This window comes from Stenotrophomonas maltophilia (genome assembly GCF_025642255.1).
Taxonomy (GTDB): domain Bacteria; phylum Pseudomonadota; class Gammaproteobacteria; order Xanthomonadales; family Xanthomonadaceae; genus Stenotrophomonas; species Stenotrophomonas maltophilia_P.
Map to the genome: position 1 here is coordinate 1,718,579 of NZ_CP106759.1, position 19,499 is coordinate 1,738,077.

The window sequence follows — 19,499 nt, forward strand, 5'->3', positions numbered from 1 at the left end:
ACCCTCCGACATCCCGCATACCTGATTTGAAGAGCTCTCACAGATGACAACCAATACCCGTAATCCGGCGCAGGACGAAAACGATGAAATCGATCTGCGTCAGCTGCTTGGCACGCTGATTGACCACAAATGGTGGATTGCGGGAATCACAGGAGCCTTCTTCATCGCGGCAGTGGCCTACGCCCTGTTGGCGACGCCGATCTATCGCGCCGATGCGATCGTGCAGGTCGAATCGAAGGTGCCCAGCCTGCCTGGCCTGGCCGACATCAGTCAGTCGCTGGGAATGAGCGCGGGGTCCCCCGAGGCGACGACCGAGATCGCGTTGATCACCTCTCGCGCAGTCGTGGGTAGTGCGGTCAACGCGCTGAAGCTTGACATCGATGTCGAGCCGAATCGCTTTCCGGTGCTGGGTGGGTACTTTGCGCGCCGTGCCGAGCGGAGCGCGCCGGATACCTTGGCGGATGTTCGTTTCGGCCTGGCCCGTTTCGGCTGGGGCGGCGAAAGGCTGGACATCTTCCAGCTTGACGTGCCGCGCCACCTGCTGGCGCGCCCGTTGACGCTGGTTGTTGGTGAGAACAGCAGCTACGAGCTGTTCGATGAAGATGACAACCTGTTGGTAAAGGGGAGTGTCGGCAAGGTTGCGGCCGGGAATGGCGTCACCCTGCAGGTCGCCGAAATGCGCGCGCACCCGGGGATGCGTTTCGAAGTGACCCGCCAGCGTCACCTGACGGTCGTCAACGAGCTCCAGAAGGAGGTGTCCGTCAGCGAGTCGGGCAAGGATTCCGGCATCCTGACGTTGGCCTACCAGAGCGCAGATCCCGATCTGGCGCAGAACTTCCTTCAGCAGGTCGCGCAGGCGTACGTGAGGCAGAACGTTGAGCGCAACTCGGCCGAGGCCTCGGCGCAGCTGACGTTCGTCAAGGAACAGCTGCCGAACGTGCGCAACCAGGTGGACGCAGCACAGAAGTCTCTGAGCGCCTACCAGATGCGTGCCAATTCGGTCGACCTGACGCTCCAGACCAAGGGCCTGCTGGATCAGGAGGTCGCTGTCGAGACCAGCATCCAGCAGCTGCGCCTGCAGCAGGCTGAGATGGACCGCAAGTTCACCCGCGATCACCCGGCCTACCAGGCGTTGATGCGTCAGATCGGGGACCTGGAGTCCCGCAAGAGTGGGTTCCAGGGGCAGGTGAAGCAGCTTCCGGAAGCCCAGCAGGAACTGCTGCGTTTGACCCGTGATCTGCAGGTCAGCAACGAGATGTACACCGCGATGCTGAACCAGGCTCAGCAGTTGGACGTGGCGCGTGCCGGCACGGTCGGCAACGTGCGCATCGTCGATGCTGCCGAAGTCGACGCTACCGAGCCGGTCAAGCCGCGCAAGGGATTGGTCGTACTGGTGGGCACCCTGCTGGGCGCGTTCCTCTCCATCGGTCTGGTGCTGCTGAGGCAGCTGCTCAACCGTGGTGTTGAAGACCCCTCCCAGATCGAGGAGATCGGCCTGCCGGTCTACGCGTCGATTCCGGTCAGCCCCGGCCAGCAGTCCGACTCGGTGCGTGGCAAGTTCCGCGCCGACGGCAAGCTGCACCTGCTGGCGGTAAAGGATCCGGCCGACCTCGCGGTGGAGGCGGTGAGAAGCCTGCGTACCAGCCTGCACTTCGCGCGGCTGGAGGCAAAGAACAATATCGTCCTGATCTCGGGTTCGAGCCCGAATGCAGGCAAGACGTTCGTTTCCTCCAACCTGGCTGCGGTGATTGCCCAAGCCGGCCAGCGCGTGCTGATCATCGACGCTGACATGCGTAAGGGCACGCTGCACAAGGCATTGGGTGCCTCCCAGACGCCGGGCCTGTCGGACGTACTCGTCGGCAAAGCACCCCTGGATACCGCCATCCGTACGGTCCAGGGCCTGGACAACCTGAGCTACATTTCCCGCGGCGACGTACCGCCGAATCCGTCGGAACTGCTGATGCACCGCAACTTCACGGAGTTGCTCGAGCAGGTCGAAAAGCGTTTTGATCTGGTGATCATCGATACGCCGCCGATCCTGGCGGTCACTGATGCGGCGATCATCGCTCATCACGCCGGCACCTGCCTGCTGGTCGCGCGTTTCGGCCTGAACCAGCCCAAGGAGCTGGCACTTGCCCGCAAGCGCTTCGAGCAGAACAACGTTCAGCTGAAGGGCGCCATCTTCAACGCGGTCGAGCGCCGTGCAACCGGCTACTACAGCTACGGCTACTACGAATACAAGTCGACCCGATAAACGGGAGGCGGGCAGGGTGCGACCACGCATCCTCGCCGACAGGGAAGTCACGGCAACTGCGACCTGCAGGCCCGCGACGCAATCGAGATACAGCGGAGATAGGCATGAAAGTACTGATCACGGGTGGCGCAGGATTCATCGGCAGTGCATTGGCGCGCGCGCTGGTTGCGCGGGGAGACCAGGTCACGGTCCTGGACAATCTTTCGCCACAGATCCACGGCGAGAATCCGCAGGACTCTGCACTGCTGGCCTCTCTGCCTGCCGAAGTCACGGTGGTCAGGGGAGACGTGCGCAGGCGCGAGGACTGGCTGCAGGTCCTGCCGGGCCAGGACGTAGTGGTTCATCTGGCCGCCGAAACGGGTACCGGGCAGTCCATGTACGAGATCGACCGCTATGTCGACGTCAACGTTCGTGGTACCTCGCTGTTCCTCGATCTGATCGGCAACAAGGTGCAGGGCTGCGAGTCGGTCAAGCGCGTGGTGGTGGCATCCTCCCGCTCGATCTACGGCGAAGGCCGCTACCAGGGAGCCAACGGCCCGGTCTACCCCGGGGCACGTGTCGATGCCGATCTGCGTGATGGCGTGTTCGAATGCCGTGATCCACAGACGGGTGATCTGGTGGCGCCGCTGCCCACGGACGAGGACTCGCGCATCCACCCCAGCTCGATCTATGGCATCACCAAGCAGGTCCAGGAACAGCTGGTCCTGGTTGGTGCGTCCGCCATCGGCATCCAGGGTATCGCCCTGCGTTACCAGAACGTCTATGGGCCAGGCCAGTCCTTGAAGAATCCGTACACGGGCATCCTCTCGATCTTCTCCACTCTGCTGCTGCAGGGCAAGGATGTGAACATCTTCGAAGATGGCAAGGAAACCCGTGATTTCGTTTTCATCGACGATGTGGTCGTGGCTACCGTTGCGGCAATCGATGCGGATGTCAGCGGTCAGGCGTTCAATGTCGGCACCGGCGAGGCAACCGACGTCATCACCGTTGCCAGCGCGTTGAAGAATGCGTACGGCAAGGGAGGAGAGATCAGGATCTCCGGCAACTACCGTATCGGGGATATCCGGCATAACTTCGCCGATCTCAGCCGCGCTGAGGCCGCCTTGGGCTACCGTCCGCGTGTCACTTTCGCAGAGGGCGTGAAGCGCTTTGCCGCATGGGTTCTGACACAACAGATCGAAGACTCCGGTTACCAGCGGTCGGTGGACGAAATGCGCGCGAAGGGACTGCTGAAGTGAATTCCGCAGTACAGCCGGGGCGTGCAGTATGAGCGAGTCACTCGCCGGCAAGCGCGTGCTTTTCATCGCGCCGATGTTCTTCGGCTATGAGAAGTTGATCAAGGGTGAGCTTGAACAGCTGGGAGCTGTCGTCGATTACTTCAGCGACAGGCCGGGGGCGGACTTCCTGACCAAGGCCCTCATCCGGGTGGACCGGCGCTTCCTCGCAAGGAAGATCGAGCGCTACTACGGTGACATCATCGAACAGACCCGCGATCGCGACTACGATCTCGTGCTGATCATCCGTGCCGAGGCTGTGTCCGGCAGCATTCTTGATCGGCTGCGCAGCATGCATTCGCGCGCGAAGTTCGTGCTGTACCTCTGGGACTCGATGCATTACAACCCGAATGCACGCAAGGTGTTGGGCAAGTTCGACGCCGTTCTCTCCTTTGATCGTGCCGATGTTGATGCCAATCCTCAGATGCAGTTCCTGCCATTGTTCTATGGCAGGGAGTTTGAGCGCGCTGCCAACTGGAGAGGAGAGTTCAAGTACGACGCGTGCTTCATCGGAACCATCCATACCGACCGCTACAAGGTTCTCGAACAGATCATCGATCAGCTTGAGAAGGACGGGATGAAGGTGTTCGTCTACTGCTATTACCCATCCCGCATGCTCTTCCGCTTGCGCGCGCTGTTCGATGGCGGCTTCCGTCGCTTCGCCAGGAAGTACATCGATTTCAAGGGAATGCCGCTGTCCGAAGTGGTTGATCGCATCGCGGAGAGTCGCTCCGTGATCGACGTGAACAGGCCTGGTCAGCTGGGTCTGACGATGCGGACGATCGAGGCGATCGGGGCACAGCGGTTGCTGGTGACCACGAACGAAGACATCGTCAACTACGAGGTCTACTCGCAGAAAGGCATGTACCTGATTGACCGACGTGCGCCGAAAGTGACTCGCGAGTTCATTCTGCGTGAGGGCGTCCCCCACGATGAATCAGTTCGTGTTGGACTTTCTGCCAGGAATTGGGTACTGCGCGTTCTTGGAAAATAGCCGGGGCGGCCCAGTGACGCGTCACGCCGCCCCTCCGTTCGAACGCTCCTCCAATACAAGCTACCTAGCATGAAGTACCTCACCGTCGTCTACTACGATACTTTTGCCCGCTTCTTCTCTGCTATCGAAGATGAAGTCCGGCTGCGGGACGGCGAGGCGGAGTTCCTTCACCTTGCGCTGTTTCCAAGCGCCTATCTTTACCTGGCCATTGAGCGGAAGGCAGTTCGACTGCTTCCTTGGGAGGCCACCAAGGCCTCGTCGGAAGTTGAGGCCGTCGAAGAGGCGGAACTGGATCGTATTGGCGCATATCACTCGTACATCCTTTCCGGAGCGGGAGGGCGGCCCGATCTGCGTGTCCGCGAACGAGCGGCGAAGTATGTCAACGCCGTGTCGGAGATCCTGCGTGAGTTCCGTCCGGACCGCGTCATCATGTCGGGCGACACACGGATCGCCTGCGAAGCGTTGTCCTTCTGCCTGGCCCGCGACTGGCCTGATGTGCCGAAGTTCCACTTCGAGCAGGGGCCGGGCGGCACGACGATTCTTGATCGCAAAGGCGTCAATGCGAACTGTTCTTTCCGTCATGACGTAGCGGCGTTGACGGGGGAGGGCTATTCCGCCGAGGCGCCGCAGAAGCGTTCCCGCTTCAAGCGCAATCCGGTGTTTAGAGCCATGGACCACCTGCTGTCCCGTGCGTTGAAGGCGGTAGCGCGTCTGCCGGTAGAGTGGGAAACACTGCCCATGCCCCGATATCCAGAGCGGCGCTACGCTGCCTGTTTGCAGCAAGAGGCGATCGCTGGTACCAACAGCGCGCCGCATGTGCTGGTGGCGCTGCAGGTCCCGGATGATGCGAACAATATTCACCATAACCCTCTCGGTCTTGGTGATGCGCAGTTCGTCGAACTGGCGACGCGCGCTGTCCGCCAGTCTGGCGGGCATGTCCTTGTTCGCGAGCACCCGCTGTATCGCCGTAAATACAGTGCAGAAATGTATAAGTTCATCTCGGAGACCCCGGGTGTTGCGCTTTCCAGTGCTGAACTGAAGGACGATCTGTTGGGTGCGTCGCTGGTGATCACGGTCAATTCGATGACCGGTTTCGATGCTTACATGTCCGATGTGCCCTCAATCGTGCTGGGGCGCGCGTTCTACGATCATCTTCCGGGCATCGTGCGGGTGGATCGAGAGGAGGAGCTCGTCGCGGCGATTGATTCGGTGAGGGAGAGATCGGTCTGCGAGCTTGTTGGTGGGCGTGACCCTAAGGCGATCTTTGCCGAGGCAAAGGCGCGCTATCTGATCGAAGGGCATTGGCTTGACGCTGATCTCGCCGCAACAGCAGTCATCGCAGACCGTGTTGTTGAGCCCGAAGGATTGCTGTGTGACACGGCGCGGGTTCCTGCTGGCCTGGTGGCAACGGAATGACCGCCAAGGGAATCTACTGGGGAGTGGCATCCAACCTTCTTGGCAACGCGCTGATGCTCGGCGCGACCCTGTGGTTGACCCGATTGATCAGTCCGACGGAGTTCGGTGAGTTCCGGGTAGGTGCCAATTTTTCCACACTGATGATTCCGTTCCTGGCTTTGGGGGGCGAACGGCTGATCAGCCGATTGATCCAGAAGGGCGACTCAGCGGGCGTGGCCAGGACGGTGCGGATGGTCATGACGATCTCCTTAGTCGGTGCCGCCATCCTGCTTCTGGCCTACCCACTGCTCGCTCGCTACGCATTCGCAGGCACTGTGGGATTCCCTGTTTTCGCACTAGGGGTACTGCTTGTTCCACTGACCATCTGTTACAACCTCGCCAACACGATCTGGAGGCATGTGGGATCCCCTGCCAGGGCCCAGATCCACCTGAACTTCCATCAACGTCTTCTGCGGGCACCGCTTCTGATTGTGTTCGCTTGGCTGCATCCGACTGCGGTCTCTGCATCTGCCGCGATGTTCGTCGCGCAGGGGACGTCACTGTTGCAGTTGTGGAAGCACGTGCGGCTGGCGCTGAAGGGTGGCTCTGATCCAGCGAAGCCTCGTGCCCGCAGTAGATCCGTGATCGCTGAGATGCTGGTAATCGGATTGCCGGTGGCGCTTCTGGCAGCAGTCGATCGCGTTGACGTCCTGATCATCAACGCCGTAATGGGTGTGGAGACTGCCGGCGAGTACGATCTGGTCTACATGCTGGCCCTTACCGCCATGTTCCCGGCGATGGCGATGTCCAAGACGTCGGAACCATTGCTGCTCTCTCTGACCGCTGACGTCGGCCGCCAGGACCGCATCAGGTCGCTGCAGAATCGGACACTGTTGTTGTCATGCGCTGCGTTGATCGGGATCGCGGTCATCTCGCCCTTTATTCCGATGGTTCTGGGTGTGGCCGGACCGGATTTTCCGGCTGCGGTGCTGATTCTGTCTGCGGGACTGGCACTTTCCAGTGTATGCGGCCCAGTGCTTGAGTACATGCAGATCAACGGGAGGGCCAGGGTGGCATTAATCCTGGCCATGTCGCTGATGGGTTTGTTCGTCTGGATGAAGTGGCTTGCCGCGACTGCAGACAGTCTTGTGATGTTTGCATTCCTTGGTGGGCTTTTCTACTTCATTCTTCGCCTGTCGCTTGCCGCCTATATTTTCTTCAACGATCGCGTGCTACTCACGAATCCTTACCTACTCGCCGCATCTATCGCGCTCTATGGAGTAGTTGGGGCGTGGGTCATCGGGGGGCAGGGATGAGCACTCATAGATTCGGTGGTGTGTACAGTGCCATACGATTGTGGAATGCGCATCAGGTCATTCAGAGTGGTCTACCTCGCGCTGTTTGCTTTTGTGAAGACGCGTGGAGGCTGCAGTTGAGCTTGAAGTCCAAGCTACATTTCTTTAGCCGCGGGAGGGCTGCGGATGCGATTCTCTTCTGACGTCCTGAAGCATTCGACAGCCGGAAATGGCGGCGGGCTGCGCCTCTTTATTAGGGTTTGCCTCTTCCTGTTGCTGGCTGCCTTGTATGTATTCAAGTACGACGGAAATGATTATTCCATGTACGAGAATTACTATGAGCTTGGAACAGGTTTTGAGATCGGCTATGAGCTCTTGGCGGCGCTGTCAAGAGCATTTGGATTCGACTTCAAGTACTTCTACGGGATGTACAGCGCACTGAATTTACTGCTGTTCTGCATGCTGTGTAGATGGCGCACGGAGCGGATGCTTTTGGCGCTCATTCCACTAATGCTTTTTCCTGGTTTGCCGCTTAACACCATCCGGCAGCTGACCGCCAGCCTCATCTGTGCGCTGGCCTATGACAGGTTCTACCCGCAGGAAAACAAGAAGTTCTCGTTGCTTATCCTGGTGGCGAGTCAATTTCACATTTCCTCTGTCCTGTTCCTGATTCCGCTTGCATGGAAGAGGATTGGAGTCTTTGTCGCAATCTCTCTGATTTCGATAGCGGCGCTTGCATACTTCAGCACCTACACAAGCTATCTGACCGGAAAGATCGTGTACTACACAGGGGGTGCTGCCCAATCTGGGTGGTACGAGCAGGGGGCCGGGAAGTCATTCGCATTCGTGCTGTTTGGACTGATGCTGTTGGCGGGCGGCTTCCTTTGGCGTGTAGGTGACTACAGGAAGTACATGCCGATCCTGTTGCTAGCGGCTGTGGCCATGTTTGCTTCAGCGTATATGAGCATTTTCATGCGGTTCATCTACCTGTTTTTGCCCGCGATATCGGTTTGGATGTACAGCTGTTCGAGACGCATCAAGCTGATGGTGTTCATGCCTCTTTTCCTGGTTGGCGTGGTGAATCTGTACTTCGTCGTGGCCGTCTGGGGTGAGGGCGCCTATCAGCATAGGAATCATCTCATTGAGTATCTTTCTATTTGATGGCTTCGTCACGTGAGATGACATGGCGCCGCATATGGTGCCGGACACGTACGCGCAGGGTCAGAATGGGCCTTTTCTGGAGGCGGAATGCATCATCTGTTCAAGATTTTCTGGGCCGCAAGAGCGGTCGTATACAAGTTGTTCTTCGGACAGTTCGGTTGGCTCAGTTACATTGGCAGGCCGATCTTCCTCTTGGGTGCTCGGCGGATGCACATCGGTAGGCAGGTACGGATATTTCCGGGGTTGCGCGCCGAATGCCATGGTGATGGGCGACTTTTCATCGGTGACAATGTGTCGATAGGGCAGAATTTTCATGTAATTGCCGGTTCCGAGTTGCATATTGGTGGCGGCTCTCTCATTTCGGGTGGAGTTTTCATCACCGATACGGATCACACGTTCGATGAGGTTGGTATTCCCGTGTTCGATCAGCCGGTCAGGGTCACTCCGACTCGCGTTGGGGAGAATTGTTTTCTCGGTATCGGTGCACGCATCCAGGCCGGTACCATTCTGGGCAATGGTTGCGTGGTCGGGGCAAATTCGGTAGTTAAAGGCAATTTCCCGGATCACAGCATGATCGTCGGTACGCCTGGGCGCATCGTCAAACGTTACAACGCTGCCAGCAGCATGTGGGAGCGTTGTTGAATAGTGTTTTTAGGGAGCTATGATGAAAGTTGATATTTCCGACTCGATCTGCGTCGCCAATGATAGGCCCTTCGTCCTCTTCGGCGGTCTGAATGTCCTTGAAGACCTCGACTCGACGCTGTTCGCAGCGGAGAAGTATGTCGAGGTCACCCGCAAGCTCGACATTCCCTACGTCTTCAAGGCCTCGTTCGACAAGGCGAACCGCTCGTCGATCAACTCCTTCCGTGGGGTAGGCCTGGACGAGGGGCTACGCATCTTCCAGGAAGTGAAAAACCGCTTCGGCGTGCCGGTGATCACCGACGTCCATGAGGTAGACCAGGCGGCGCCCGTGGCCGAAGTGGTCGACGTGCTGCAGATACCTGCGTTCCTGGCGCGCCAGACCGATCTGGTCACCGCCATTGCGCGTACCGGCCGCGCCATCAACATCAAGAAGCCGCAGTTTCTCAGCCCGACGCAGATGAAGAACATCGCCAGCAAGATCCGCGAGGCCGGCAATGAGCGGATCATCCTGTGTGAGCGCGGCGCCCAGTTCGGTTACGACAACCTGGTCGTGGACATGCTCGGCTTCCGCGAGATGATCGAGGCCACGGGTGGTCTGCCCGCCATCTTCGACGTGACACACAGCCTGCAGCGTCGCGATGCGGGTAGCGAAGCCTCCGGTGGTCGCCGCCGTCAGGTGGTGGAGCTGGCGCGCTCGGGTATGGCGGTTGGCCTGGCAGGTCTGTTCCTGGAGGCGCATCCGGATCCGGACAATGCGCGTTGCGATGGTCCGAGCGCGTTGCCGCTGAGCGCTCTCGAACCGTTCCTGGCGCAGATCAAGGCGGTCGATGATCTGGTGAAGTCGTTCCCCAAGCTTGATATTGCCTGACATGGCATCGGCGAGGTACCAGGGACCGATCAAGCTGGTCCTGTTCGATGTGGATGGTGTATTGACCGATGGCGGCCTGCACATCGATGGCAAGGGCGAGCAGTTCAAGACCTTCAATGTCCGCGATGGTCTGGCGGTCGCATTGCTGCGCGTGTATGGCATCCGTTGTGGCGTGCTGTCAGGCAAGGCCAGCCCGTCCCTGGATTTCCGGATCCGGCAGCTGGGCATGGATGTGGCTGTGACGGGCCGGCTGGAGAAGCTCGACGCGCTGGCTGCCATCTGTGGTGACGTGGGTGTCTGCGAAAGCGAGATCGCCTATGTCGGGGATGATGTCGTAGACCTGCCGTTAGCCGGCAGGGTGGGGCGCTTCTATGCGCCTTCCGACGCGCATCCTCTGGTGTTAGCCGCCGCCGACGTGGTCACGGATGCTCGAGGCGGCCGCGGCGTGGGGCGGGAAGTGGCCGAGCGTGTCCTTGCCGAGGGCGGCGTGGATCTTCAGGCAGCCTACGCGCCGCTCATAGCAGGATGGAGCGCCGCTGGAGCGGTGCAGTAGCCGGCGCAAGGTTGCGCGGGTAAGCGCGGCGTAGCGAGGTTCGCCGCGAATTATCATCAGAAGGAAACAAGGTATGTCTTCCGTGGTATCAGTCGCCGATCACATCGCATCGGCCAAGCGTGTCCTGCAGATCGAGGCGTCGGCTGTCGCCGCGCTCGCCAGCAGGCTAGATGGGCAGTTCACCCAGGCAGTCGAGCAGGTGCTGGGTTCTCAGGGCCGGGTCATCATCTGCGGCATGGGCAAGTCGGGAATCATCGGGCGCAAGATCGCCGCCACGCTGGCCAGTACGGGAACGCCCAGCTTCTTCATGCATCCAGGTGAGGCTTTCCACGGCGACCTGGGCATGGTGACAGCCACCGATGTGTTCGTTGCGATTTCCTACTCCGGTGAAACCGAAGAAGTGGTGAAGCTGCTGCCGTTCCTCAAGGACAACGGCAATTTCCTGGTGGCAATCACCGGTCGGGCGACATCGACGCTGGCGCAGGCTGCCGATTGCCACCTGGACGCGGGTGTAGCGCAGGAAGCGTGCCCCCTTGCGTTGGCGCCCACCGCATCGACTACGGCGACGCTGGCGATGGGGGACGCGCTGGCGGTTGCGCTGATGGAGGCGCGAGGCTTCCAGCCGGAGAACTTCGCGCGCTTCCATCCGGGAGGTTCGCTGGGTAGGCGCCTGCTGTCGCGTGTCGAGCATGAGATGGTCGCCGGCGACCTGCCGGTAGTGGACGAAGCCGCATCGATGATGGATGTCCTCCAGGCCATCACCCGGTCCAGTCTGGGCTTGGCGATCGTACGGGCCGGCGCGAGCTACGCGATCATCACCGATGGTGATGTTCGCCGGGCGCTCGAGCGTCATGGTCGCGAGGTGTTCGACAAGTCTGCGGCCGAGCTGATGACGGCGTCGCCGGCGCAGGTCAGCGTGGGTACACGGGTCGAGGATGCGCTGGTACTGATGGAGCGACGCAGGATCTCGTCGCTGCTGGTCTTTGACGGCGACGTACTGGTCGGAGTCTTCAAGAAGTAGGAAGAAGAAGGCGCCCGTGCGGGGCGCCTTCTTTCTTTGTCAGCATCATTTCGCGATGGCGTCGAAGTTCCGATAGAAGAACTCCGAATCGCGTTCCGATGTCAGCTGGTACAGGCTGTGGGAATGCGCCAGGCGCGCGCCACCGTCCCGATACAGTGGGTTCCACATGAAATCGGCGCGTGCGCGCGTCGACCGAGGCAGCATGAAATCGAACGGCACCGAGAAGTAGATGCCCTTGTCGAAGCTGCCCTCACCGAAGTCCCGCGATGAAACGTCGGTCTTGGTGGCGTAGGCACCCATCGTCACGCCATTGTCGAACATGCGGGCTACTGACACGGTCGCACCCCAGTCCTTGGCCAGGTATCGGCCTGCGCTGACCGCGCTGATGATGCGGCGCTGGTCGCCCCATAGGTAGTAGAGCGTGGCATGACCGGTGGCGACGCTGTAGTCGCGGAAGCTGAAGCGCTGGTTGAAATCCCGCTGCCTGACCCAGTTCAGTTCAGCACCCAGCGCCCAGCGCTCGTCCATCGGCCGATAGAGAATCTCGCCCCCGACGCCGCCGTACATGTATTCCAGAAGGCCGGCATAAGCCATGCCGTACAGGTCGCGGCCCAGCTGTTTGGTGCCAGTCAACTGCAGGTTGGGCAGGGTGAAGTCGGAGGTTGTCAGATACTGGCGCACGTAGGTGCGTACCCGCGGCAGCCTGCTGGGTGCGTCGTACTTGAACTTGTCGTAGTTGTTGTACGCGTTGTAGCTGGCGGTGCCGCTCAACCACAGGTTGTCGTTGAAGCGGAACGTCGCGCCATACATCGCCGCAACCTGGAACAGGATGAAGCCATCCGGGCCGCCGACGGACTGCCGGTAGCCGACATTGAACGCACCGTCGAAGCGCTTCAGCGGCGCTTCGTACAGCGTTTCCGACCGCCGGGCATAAGGAACGGTCATTTCGACATGGCGGCTGACCGCGGCCAGATCGGTGCGGTCGTCCAGGTAATCGTTGAACGTCTTGCGTTCGAGGCTGGTCTCGACGACAGGCAGACCCAGGCGCACATTACGCAGCGTCCACCAGCTGACATCCGGCGAAGCGTGCCCGTCGAGGATACGCGCAGCGCGTCCAATGCCCTGCGCGGGATAGATGAAACGGCGCTGTTCGGCACTGACGATCAGCTCCTGCCCACTGCGATCGATGCGCTTCACTCGCAGGCCGGCATTGTCCTCCAGTTCGCGCGCGATGGCTGGCCAATCCGTGGTGGCGGTGGCCGCTTGGGCTTCTTCCACACCCGTTGCCTGGCTCACCGTAGCGCCGCGGGGTACTGGCGGTGGGTCCAGGAGCTTGGTCATGGGCGTGGCCTGGGCCAGGTTCGAGCGCAGCGTGATGCCCACCATGGCCGTGTTGCCACGCTCCCAGCCCAGATGCAGCAGCACGTTGTTGTTGACCGTGAACACCGCGCCGAGGTTGATGGGCGATGACTGTTTCTGGTTGTTGCGCTGGGGCTCGTTGCGATAGTCGTTACCGTCGTACTCGAGCTTCAGCTGCAGGCGGTCCCACGGCGTCTGGTAGCTGATGCCACCAAATATGCCGAGACGGCCGCGGAACATGGCGCTGGTGTTGAAATCACCAGGGGTGTTGACGCCGGGACGTTCCTTGAAGCGGTCGTCGATGGCGCCGAGCGGATTGGCGATGTCGCCACGGTTGCCGATGTAGCCGGTGGCCACGCCAAGGCTGGCGTCCACCGGTCCGAATCGCTTGTTGGCGACGAGGTACTCGCTGGAAAACAGTCCGGTGCCACCGAGATCGCGCGCACCGACGGAGACTTCCGGGAGCCAGCGACCTTCCTGCCACAGCCGCAGCTTGAGATCGATGGACTTGTCCTTGTAGTTCTGGTCGCCACTGAGGTCTTCAGAACCATAACGTCGATTGGCGACCGAGATGTAGCGGAACGCACCCTCCACCCAAGGCAATGGCTGCATCACGACCGTGTACCGGCTGTAAGGCGATGTGTGGCTGGCAGTGAGGCTGAGTTCGCCTTCATCGCTCATGCGCGCACTTGGCGTCTGCAGAAGGCCGACGCCGCCCCAGTCGCTGGCGGTGGGGGCGGGGCCTTCCTGGGCGTGCAGGGCAGCGCTGATGCTCAGGCTCAGAAGAGCCACAGCGGCGCTCGCCAGCGGCATTCGATTACGGGACATCAGTTTGAAACTCCCGGCGCGTCCAGCACCTGGGTGGCGAGGAAGCGGGCGGCTTCGTCGTTGATATCGGGGGCGATCGAGCGCACGGCCGAGCCCGCGATGGGGACGTAGATCACCGCACCCGGCGCGAGCGCCACGGGCGCACTGCGGTTCCACAGGGCGATGCCGATCTTCGCGGCGCGGCCGTCGGGTTGGATCACATACAGATCGTCAGGGCTGGCTGCCGGCAGCAACGCGCACTGGCTGCGATAGATGCGGGCATCCTGCATCGCAACGTGCGGTATCGCGCAGGGTTGCGCTACGGCGCCGGTGACGGTGACCGTCTGCGGCCGCGAGGGATAGATCAGCCGATCGCCTGCGCGGGCCGGTCGATCCTGCCTGCGGGCGGCCTCCAGCGAGCGCGGTTCGAGAAGCTGCACTTCGCGGCCAGTGACGGGCAGGTTGTTGAACTCGCGCGCCATGCGATCGGCGGCCTCCGCGACGTCGGTGTCATCCTGCAGGGCCGCAAGCGTCTGCAGGTCGAACAGGAGCCCTGCCTTCAGGCGTGTTTGCGGCAACACGGCATCGGTGCGCAGCAGGGCCGCGCCAAGCATGTAGGCTTGCTCGTCCGGGGCCGCAGCCAGTGCAGCAGCGCTGATGCGCGCGCCGGAGGCCAGACTGTGCACGCCTGGCGCGCGGACGTGGCCGGAGACATCCACGGAAATCGGGGGGGCCGCCAGGGCGGAGTTGGCAAGTGTCAGGCCAAGCGTCAGGCCGATCAATCGCTGCTTCATCGGGGCTGCAGATCCGGCGAATAGGGTTTGAGCTGGATGATTTCCAGGCGGGTGCCCGGTGCGATGGCCTGCACGCTCTTCCAGATGAATCCGTTGGAAGGATCGACCCAGTAATGATTGTCCTGCTTCCAGCCCTGGCCACTCAACCGTTCGCGGACGTGCAGCAGCTCACGCGTGCGTCCCAGAATTTCGACCTTTTCCTGGCCCAGCGGATGCAGCGTTCCGGTGACGTGCTGACCGAACTGGTAGCCGGGCATGACGTCATAGAGCCGCTGCACGGTGTCGCCGTTACGCGCCCTGCGCAGGTCGACGAATGGATCTGGGCCCGCAATGCGCATGCTCTGCAGTTCCGGTGAGCCGCCATGCGTTGCTTCAACCAGGCCGTTGCGCAGGAACACGATGCTGCGCTCGTTGCTGTACCACGCCTGGCGGCCGCCATCCAAGCCGCCCAGGACGAGCACGGCGCCGCCGGCAGGGCCATTGACCTTGATCTGCGGATAGCGGTTGCGTGCAACGTCCTCTGCCGTGGGCTCGACATCGGGCTTGCCCTGGATGGCGAGTTGTACTGCCTTGACACTGCTGCGGCTGACCACGCCGCAGCCCGTTGCTGCGGCGACGGTCAGCACAGCCAACACGCCTGCACGAAGACTCTGGAGGACGAGCGTCGCCCGAGCGTTGCTGCTCATGCCGACCTCGTCAGTTGTTGTCCAGATCGTTGCGAGCGCTGGCCGCGTTGCTGATGATGGCAGTGAACGGCAGCAGCTGGTTCACGAAGCGGCTCCAGCGGGTCACGCCGGCAGCGCCGACGAACACGACGTCGCCCGGCTGCAGATTGAACTGGCTGGCCACCGCGAAGGCGGTCGGTGACTTCGCTTCCAGATGGAACACCTGCGACGGCCGCTCCTGCAGATCGTTGGAGCCACGAATCACGTAGACGGCGTTGCCGTTGGAGGTGGTCTGCAGCAGGCCACGGGCGCGGCCCAGCGCTTGGCTCAGCGAGATCTCGCCGGTCTTGAAATTCATGGCGCCCGGTTGGTTCACTTCGCCCACAACGAAGACTTCCTTGCGGTCGAGATAGGGCACGTACAGATGGTCGCCGGCCTTGAGGAACACGTTGGTGTCGCCGCCACCGTTGCGACCCAGCCGGTCAAGATCAAGTGTATAGGTGGTGCCTTCGCGGGTGAGGCGCACACCGGACAGATCCGCCTGGGTCGGGTCCAGCCCCGCCTGGCTGATCGCATCGCCCAGGGTCAGCGGGGTGACGGTCAGCGGAACGGTGGCCGGTTGGCGCGAGGCGCCCGTGACCCAGACGCGCTGGCTGGCATAGGTCAGGATGGAAACATCAACCTGCGGCGCTTCGATGTAGCGGGCCAGCCTGCTGGTGATTTCCTCGCGCAGCTGCGCGGGGGTCTTGCCGGCAGCGGTGACCTTGCCGATGTAGGGATAGAACAGGGTGCCGTCGGAGTTCACCAGGCGGCCTGCTGCGCTGAGCTGCTGCTGCGGGCCTGCCGGTACGGTCAGCTCGGGGTGGTCCCAGACCGTGATATAGAGAATGTCGCCCGCGCCGATCTGGTAAGGACCAGGCTGGTACTGGGCCAACGCGGCAGGGAGGCCGGGAGCGACCTGGGTCGCGCGATCCATCGCGATCAACTTGGGCGTGATCGGAATCAGTTCAATCTGATCATTGCCAACCTGTTGGCTGTCGCGCACCAGTGAACTTGAACGCATGTGCTGGCCAGGGGCCCACACGCAGCCAGACAGGGTGAAGGCGAACGCCATGGTGGCGACGAGACGCTTGCAGTCCATCGTTAATCATTCCTGGCCCGAGCGGGCATGAAAAAGCCCTCGCCGAACTACCGCCCGGCGAGGGCGTGGGTACTACAGCGGCGTTCCTATCAGCGGGTGCCGGTAGTGCCGGTCGAACCGGTGGTGCCGCCCGGCGGGTTGGTGGTGCCGCCGCCGTTGTCGTTGCCTGCGTCATCGCTGCTGCTGTCAGCAGCGACACTGTAGATCACCGCAGCCGCGGCGACGCCGAGGCCGATCGAGGCAGCAGTGTTCAGGGTGCCGGAGGCGGCAGCGCTGGCGCTGTCGGTGGTGGCCACTTCGTTGCTGCCGTCAGTGGAGGCCGGAGCTTCCTGAGCGAACAGCGGGGAGGACAGACCCAGGAGGGCCAGAACGGCAATCATCTTCTTCATCTACGGGGTCTCCTACTCCGTGAGGGAAATTTTCCAAGGCTATAGTCCCAGCCACAATGAGGCCTGTCAAGGAAACTGGCGGTTTTTCCCGGGGGGATTCATCTGCCTGATGGTCGTTCAGATCAGAAGTGCTCGAAGACCGTCGTGCGACCGGAAAGCAGTTTGGCCAGCGCGATGACAAACCTGTGGGTGTGAAGTTCCGGAACGGCGAGGGGCAGCGCCAGTCCGGCCATCACGGCAGCACCCATCGCCCACGTCGGTATGCGTTCCGTAGGTAGGCCGCGGCGCAGCACCCACACGCTGCTGGCCAGGCCGAGCGCCAGGCCGGCCATCACCTCGGCCAGGCTGTGGGCGTGAAGCGGCAGGCGTGAAGCGGCGATCGCCACCGCAAGGCCAACGCCGGCCGCAGCGCCAAAATAGGCCCTGCTTCTGAAGGCGGTCGCCAGGAGTACGCCGACCACCGGGTAGACGGCGCTGGACATGGCGGCGTGCCCGGAAATGCCGGCGAAGTCCAGACGCTGAATGCCCAGCCCCCAGCCCATGAACGCCAGCTTGGAGGCCAAGGTCAGCCCGGCGGTCACGGCGATGGCGACGGCCCAGCGTCGCCTCAAGGACGATTCGCTTCGCGGCAATGCCAGCAGCAGCACCATGGCCATGGGCAGCAGCCAGCGGCTGTCGCCCAAATTGGAGAGGAAAAGCCAGAACTCGGACATCCGGTGGGACTGATGTGGGGGCGGCCAGCATACCTGCCGCCGATGGCGCCGCCATCGGCGGTGGCTTGGTCCATTCAGCTGGACGCGGTATGCTTTACCGCTTGCGCAAGGCCCCGTAGCTCAGCTGGATAGAGCGTCCCCCTCCTAAGGGGAAGGTCGCCCGTTCGAATCGGGCCGGGGTCACCAGAATCAATGAGTTGCGTCGTTTCTTTAGAGAGGCTCAGCTCTATATCGCCGTGAATAGGCCGATTTCTGGCACAGTTGGCACAGTTCAATCGAGCTGTGCTGACCATGGAAGAGCCTGAGAAGATGGACCTCTACTGCTGCTTGTCGTCTCTTCAGCTGGGAGGCCAGACGTTCGACCTGGGCCGTGGGTTGTCGATTGCCCCCGCTTACACGCATGTCATGTCCAGCGCGATGATTGCCGTTAAGCGACCAGCAGCACCGGGCCGGCATCATCCCGGTCCTTGGGCTGCGACGGGGAACGGGTTCGCTTTCGATTCCGAGGCAGTTCTTTTTATCCCCGCAGGCTACAGTCGCGCCAAGTCTGACTCCGGAGCCGTGGCACGATACATCGCAGGGCTGCTTCGCCTGTGGGTCGATCCTCGGATTCGCTGGATCCTGGCGTCCAATATCCCTCCTCACAAAATTGAATGGGCGCCTGAAAAGGGGAGGGTGCAGGTTGCTTCTGCGGTCGAGGTTCAGCCCTGGTACTTCGAACTGCATCCGGCGACTGAAAGGGATGCTTTGAAGGATTTGGAGTGGATTCGAGATCACTGGGAAGCCGCGATCGATCTGGCTGAATCGAGCGCATCGTTCAGCCTGGCGTTGGACGCAATTTCGAACGTTCAATTGGTTCACAGCTCTGCCCTTGGACTGGTCTCTGTCTGGGGCGCACTTGAAGCTCTTTTCACGGGGGCAAATAGCGAGCTCAGGTTTCGCGTATCAGTGATGATCGCCGCCTACCTGAGAGGTCCGGGGCCCGAGCGAATCGCCCAGCACAAGCGAGTCATGAAGCTCTACGACGCGAGGTCTGCCGCAGCCCACGGGTCTCCAAAGCATTCCTCGGACGACTTGCTGGCATCGCTGGAGCTACTGCGCAAAGTCATCATAAAGATGATCGAGTCCAGGCGTGTACCGACAAAGGAAGAGCTCGAAAGCCTTCTGTTTGGTGCATAGAAGCGAGTCAGTACCTCAGCTTTGAGACGGCGCCGTCATCTCCATCTGGAGTCAGGTGAGCGTAGTACTTCTCAGTGGTTGCATAGTCTGCATGACCCGCGAGTAGCTGAACGCGACGCAATGGCACGCCAGCCATCACCATGTGGGCGCAGAACGTATGGCGAAGCCTGTGCAGATGCCCACCGACGCCGGCCAGCTCCGAATCCTTCTTGAACCAGTCCGACACGGTGTCCTTGTGCACGGTGACGAGCGGATCTGGCAGGTGGCGCAGCGCCCATCTGGCATAACGGTTGAGGGGAACCTCCCGCCACTTCCCTGACTTCGTGCGGCCTTCGCCGCTTTCGTCCGGATCGCTTTCCACGAGGAGGCGCCCGGCCACGACTGAGCTCTTCTCCAGACCGATAATCTCGCCTCGCCTTAGCCCGGTGTGGGCCATGAAGAGCCACAGCGGCGCCCGCTCAGGATTCGCCCGATACAGCCGGCGCATTGCCGCTCGGCCACGCGCGGACAGACGCAATGGCGACTGGGCATGCGGCTGGTGCCAATCACGCACTACGCCGGCCCGCTGTCGAAGAGGGAAGCAGAGTGACCTCCATCCGTCCCGAAGACTGGAAGCAGCGCGGCGAAGGCATGATGACCCCCAAGCAGCAGCGCATGCTCAACGCCATCTGCGGCGACTTGGCCGAGGGCCTGTCCTGGCACGGCCAGCGTCTGACGAAGGACGACTGGCGCCACATGGTGGCGGGCACGATGCTGGGTTGGCGCCTGATGCCGGCGATCGACCGGGGGCAGGGCGCCCCCGGAATGATCATGCTCGGCGGCTCAAGCTTGAAGCTCACCAGGTCGATGGCATGCGACGCAATCACCGTGCTGGTTCAGATCGGTGATCACCCCGAAGAGCAGGGCCTACGCGCCACGCCGGTTCGCTGGTCCGACACCGTGCTGCTCGGTCTTGGGTTCAATCCTCACGATTTTTCGGAGGCTGCGTGAGCACG

General features: G+C 61.5%; 19 protein-coding genes and 1 tRNA gene. 13 read left to right on the plus strand and 7 right to left on the minus strand.

Annotated features, from left to right (window positions below; translation table 11 throughout):
• Positions 1–43 precede the first annotated feature (43 nt).
• From N8888_RS08010 to N8888_RS08055, 10 genes are all read left to right on the plus strand, one after another.
• The gene (locus N8888_RS08010; protein ID WP_263178014.1) at positions 44–2,254 is read left to right on the plus strand and encodes a polysaccharide biosynthesis tyrosine autokinase; all 2,211 of its coding nucleotides are present in this window, start codon (positions 44–46) and stop codon (positions 2,252–2,254) included.
• Between the two features lie 104 nt (positions 2,255–2,358).
• Positions 2,359–3,492 (plus strand): NAD-dependent epimerase/dehydratase family protein, encoded by a 1,134-nt coding sequence (locus N8888_RS08015; RefSeq protein ID WP_263178016.1) that lies wholly within the window; start codon positions 2,359–2,361, stop codon positions 3,490–3,492.
• Positions 3,493–3,520: 28 nt separating this feature from the next.
• Positions 3,521–4,522: a WaaS/CpsH family glycosyltransferase gene (locus tag N8888_RS08020; protein ID WP_263178018.1), complete on the plus strand. Its 1,002-nt coding sequence runs from the start codon at positions 3,521–3,523 to the stop codon at positions 4,520–4,522.
• A 69-nt stretch (positions 4,523–4,591) separates the two neighbouring features.
• Positions 4,592–5,938 carry a capsular polysaccharide export protein, LipB/KpsS family gene (locus N8888_RS08025; protein WP_263178020.1) on the plus strand — a complete coding sequence of 449 codons (1,347 nt, stop codon included), beginning with the start codon at positions 4,592–4,594 and terminating at the stop codon, positions 5,936–5,938.
• Positions 5,935–7,233: a lipopolysaccharide biosynthesis protein gene (locus N8888_RS08030; RefSeq protein ID WP_263178022.1), complete on the plus strand. Its 1,299-nt coding sequence runs from the start codon at positions 5,935–5,937 to the stop codon at positions 7,231–7,233. Before N8888_RS08025 ends, N8888_RS08030 begins: the two co-directional genes overlap by 4 nt.
• Before the next feature lie 165 nt (positions 7,234–7,398).
• Positions 7,399–8,373 (plus strand): EpsG family protein, encoded by a 975-nt coding sequence (locus tag N8888_RS08035; protein WP_263178024.1) that lies wholly within the window; start codon positions 7,399–7,401, stop codon positions 8,371–8,373.
• Positions 8,374–8,460: 87 nt separating this feature from the next.
• Positions 8,461–9,015 carry a DapH/DapD/GlmU-related protein gene (locus N8888_RS08040; protein ID WP_263178026.1) on the plus strand — a complete coding sequence of 185 codons (555 nt, stop codon included), beginning with the start codon at positions 8,461–8,463 and terminating at the stop codon, positions 9,013–9,015.
• Between the two features lie 22 nt (positions 9,016–9,037).
• Positions 9,038–9,883 (plus strand): 3-deoxy-8-phosphooctulonate synthase, encoded by an 846-nt coding sequence (gene kdsA, locus N8888_RS08045; protein ID WP_263178028.1) that lies wholly within the window; start codon positions 9,038–9,040, stop codon positions 9,881–9,883.
• 1 nt (position 9,884) lies between these two features.
• Positions 9,885–10,436, plus strand: coding sequence for a KdsC family phosphatase (locus N8888_RS08050; protein WP_263178030.1), 552 nt, complete (start codon positions 9,885–9,887; stop codon positions 10,434–10,436).
• A 73-nt stretch (positions 10,437–10,509) separates the two neighbouring features.
• Positions 10,510–11,457, plus strand: a complete 948-nt coding sequence (locus tag N8888_RS08055; RefSeq protein ID WP_263178032.1) for a KpsF/GutQ family sugar-phosphate isomerase — start codon at positions 10,510–10,512, stop codon at positions 11,455–11,457.
• Positions 11,458–11,502: 45 nt separating this feature from the next.
• On the opposite strand, the gene N8888_RS08060 is transcribed toward N8888_RS08055, so the two are convergent.
• The 6 genes from N8888_RS08060 to N8888_RS08085 all read right to left on the minus strand — a co-directional run bounded on the left by N8888_RS08060 (position 11,503) and on the right by N8888_RS08085 (position 17,325).
• Positions 11,503–13,644 (minus strand): YjbH domain-containing protein, encoded by a 2,142-nt coding sequence (locus N8888_RS08060; RefSeq protein ID WP_263178034.1) that lies wholly within the window; start codon positions 13,642–13,644, stop codon positions 11,503–11,505.
• Positions 13,644–14,417: a capsule biosynthesis GfcC family protein gene (locus N8888_RS08065; protein ID WP_263178036.1), complete on the minus strand. Its 774-nt coding sequence runs from the start codon at positions 14,415–14,417 to the stop codon at positions 13,644–13,646. The genes N8888_RS08060 and N8888_RS08065 overlap by 1 nt, the downstream gene beginning before the upstream one ends.
• On the minus strand, positions 14,414–15,103 hold the full coding sequence (locus tag N8888_RS08070; RefSeq protein ID WP_263178038.1) for a YjbF family lipoprotein: 690 nt from the start codon (positions 15,101–15,103) through the stop codon (positions 14,414–14,416). Before N8888_RS08070 ends, N8888_RS08065 begins: the two co-directional genes overlap by 4 nt.
• Before the next feature lie 10 nt (positions 15,104–15,113).
• Positions 15,114–16,223, minus strand: a complete 1,110-nt coding sequence (locus N8888_RS08075; RefSeq protein ID WP_128988627.1) for a polysaccharide biosynthesis/export family protein — start codon at positions 16,221–16,223, stop codon at positions 15,114–15,116.
• Between the two features lie 89 nt (positions 16,224–16,312).
• Positions 16,313–16,612 (minus strand): hypothetical protein, encoded by a 300-nt coding sequence (locus N8888_RS08080; RefSeq protein ID WP_263178041.1) that lies wholly within the window; start codon positions 16,610–16,612, stop codon positions 16,313–16,315.
• 122 nt (positions 16,613–16,734) lie between these two features.
• On the minus strand, positions 16,735–17,325 hold the full coding sequence (locus N8888_RS08085; RefSeq protein WP_263178042.1) for a phosphatase PAP2 family protein: 591 nt from the start codon (positions 17,323–17,325) through the stop codon (positions 16,735–16,737).
• A gap of 109 nt (positions 17,326–17,434) precedes the next feature.
• On the opposite strand from N8888_RS08085, the gene N8888_RS08090 reads away from it, so the two are divergent.
• Both N8888_RS08090 and N8888_RS08095 read left to right on the plus strand, forming a co-directional pair.
• Positions 17,435–17,511, plus strand: a tRNA-Arg gene (locus N8888_RS08090).
• Between the two features lie 75 nt (positions 17,512–17,586).
• Positions 17,587–18,504, plus strand: a complete 918-nt coding sequence (locus N8888_RS08095) for a HEPN domain-containing protein (RefSeq protein ID WP_263178044.1) — start codon at positions 17,587–17,589, stop codon at positions 18,502–18,504.
• A gap of 7 nt (positions 18,505–18,511) precedes the next feature.
• Here N8888_RS08095 and N8888_RS08100 read toward each other — a convergent pair whose 3' ends face one another.
• Positions 18,512–18,991: a tyrosine-type recombinase/integrase gene (locus N8888_RS08100; RefSeq protein WP_263178046.1), complete on the minus strand. Its 480-nt coding sequence runs from the start codon at positions 18,989–18,991 to the stop codon at positions 18,512–18,514.
• A 98-nt stretch (positions 18,992–19,089) separates the two neighbouring features.
• Here N8888_RS08100 and N8888_RS08105 point away from each other — a divergent pair, with 98 nt between their 5' ends.
• Positions 19,090–19,494, plus strand: a complete 405-nt coding sequence (locus N8888_RS08105) for a recombination protein NinB (RefSeq protein ID WP_263178048.1) — start codon at positions 19,090–19,092, stop codon at positions 19,492–19,494.
• Positions 19,495–19,499: the final 5 nt, after the last annotated feature.

Bases quoted from the DNA above. Each gene is read 5' to 3' on its own strand.
- N8888_RS08010 (WP_263178014.1), top strand. From the start codon at position 44: ATGACAACCAATACCCGTAATCCGGCGCAGGACGAAAACGATGAAATC.
- N8888_RS08015 (WP_263178016.1), top strand. From the start codon at position 2,359: ATGAAAGTACTGATCACGGGTGGCGCAGGATTCATCGGCAGTGCATTG.
- N8888_RS08020 (WP_263178018.1), top strand. From the start codon at position 3,521: ATGAGCGAGTCACTCGCCGGCAAGCGCGTGCTTTTCATCGCGCCGATG.
- N8888_RS08025 (WP_263178020.1), top strand. From the start codon at position 4,592: ATGAAGTACCTCACCGTCGTCTACTACGATACTTTTGCCCGCTTCTTC.
- N8888_RS08030 (WP_263178022.1), top strand. From the start codon at position 5,935: ATGACCGCCAAGGGAATCTACTGGGGAGTGGCATCCAACCTTCTTGGC.
- N8888_RS08035 (WP_263178024.1), top strand. From the start codon at position 7,399: ATGCGATTCTCTTCTGACGTCCTGAAGCATTCGACAGCCGGAAATGGC.
- N8888_RS08040 (WP_263178026.1), top strand. From the start codon at position 8,461: ATGCATCATCTGTTCAAGATTTTCTGGGCCGCAAGAGCGGTCGTATAC.
- kdsA (WP_263178028.1), top strand. From the start codon at position 9,038: ATGAAAGTTGATATTTCCGACTCGATCTGCGTCGCCAATGATAGGCCC.
- N8888_RS08050 (WP_263178030.1), top strand. From the start codon at position 9,885: ATGGCATCGGCGAGGTACCAGGGACCGATCAAGCTGGTCCTGTTCGAT.
- N8888_RS08055 (WP_263178032.1), top strand. From the start codon at position 10,510: ATGTCTTCCGTGGTATCAGTCGCCGATCACATCGCATCGGCCAAGCGT.
- N8888_RS08060 (WP_263178034.1), bottom strand. From the start codon at position 13,644: ATGTCCCGTAATCGAATGCCGCTGGCGAGCGCCGCTGTGGCTCTTCTG.
- N8888_RS08065 (WP_263178036.1), bottom strand. From the start codon at position 14,417: ATGAAGCAGCGATTGATCGGCCTGACGCTTGGCCTGACACTTGCCAAC.
- N8888_RS08070 (WP_263178038.1), bottom strand. From the start codon at position 15,103: ATGAGCAGCAACGCTCGGGCGACGCTCGTCCTCCAGAGTCTTCGTGCA.
- N8888_RS08075 (WP_128988627.1), bottom strand. From the start codon at position 16,223: ATGGACTGCAAGCGTCTCGTCGCCACCATGGCGTTCGCCTTCACCCTG.
- N8888_RS08080 (WP_263178041.1), bottom strand. From the start codon at position 16,612: ATGAAGAAGATGATTGCCGTTCTGGCCCTCCTGGGTCTGTCCTCCCCG.
- N8888_RS08085 (WP_263178042.1), bottom strand. From the start codon at position 17,325: ATGTCCGAGTTCTGGCTTTTCCTCTCCAATTTGGGCGACAGCCGCTGG.
- N8888_RS08100 (WP_263178046.1), bottom strand. From the start codon at position 18,991: ATGCGCCGGCTGTATCGGGCGAATCCTGAGCGGGCGCCGCTGTGGCTC.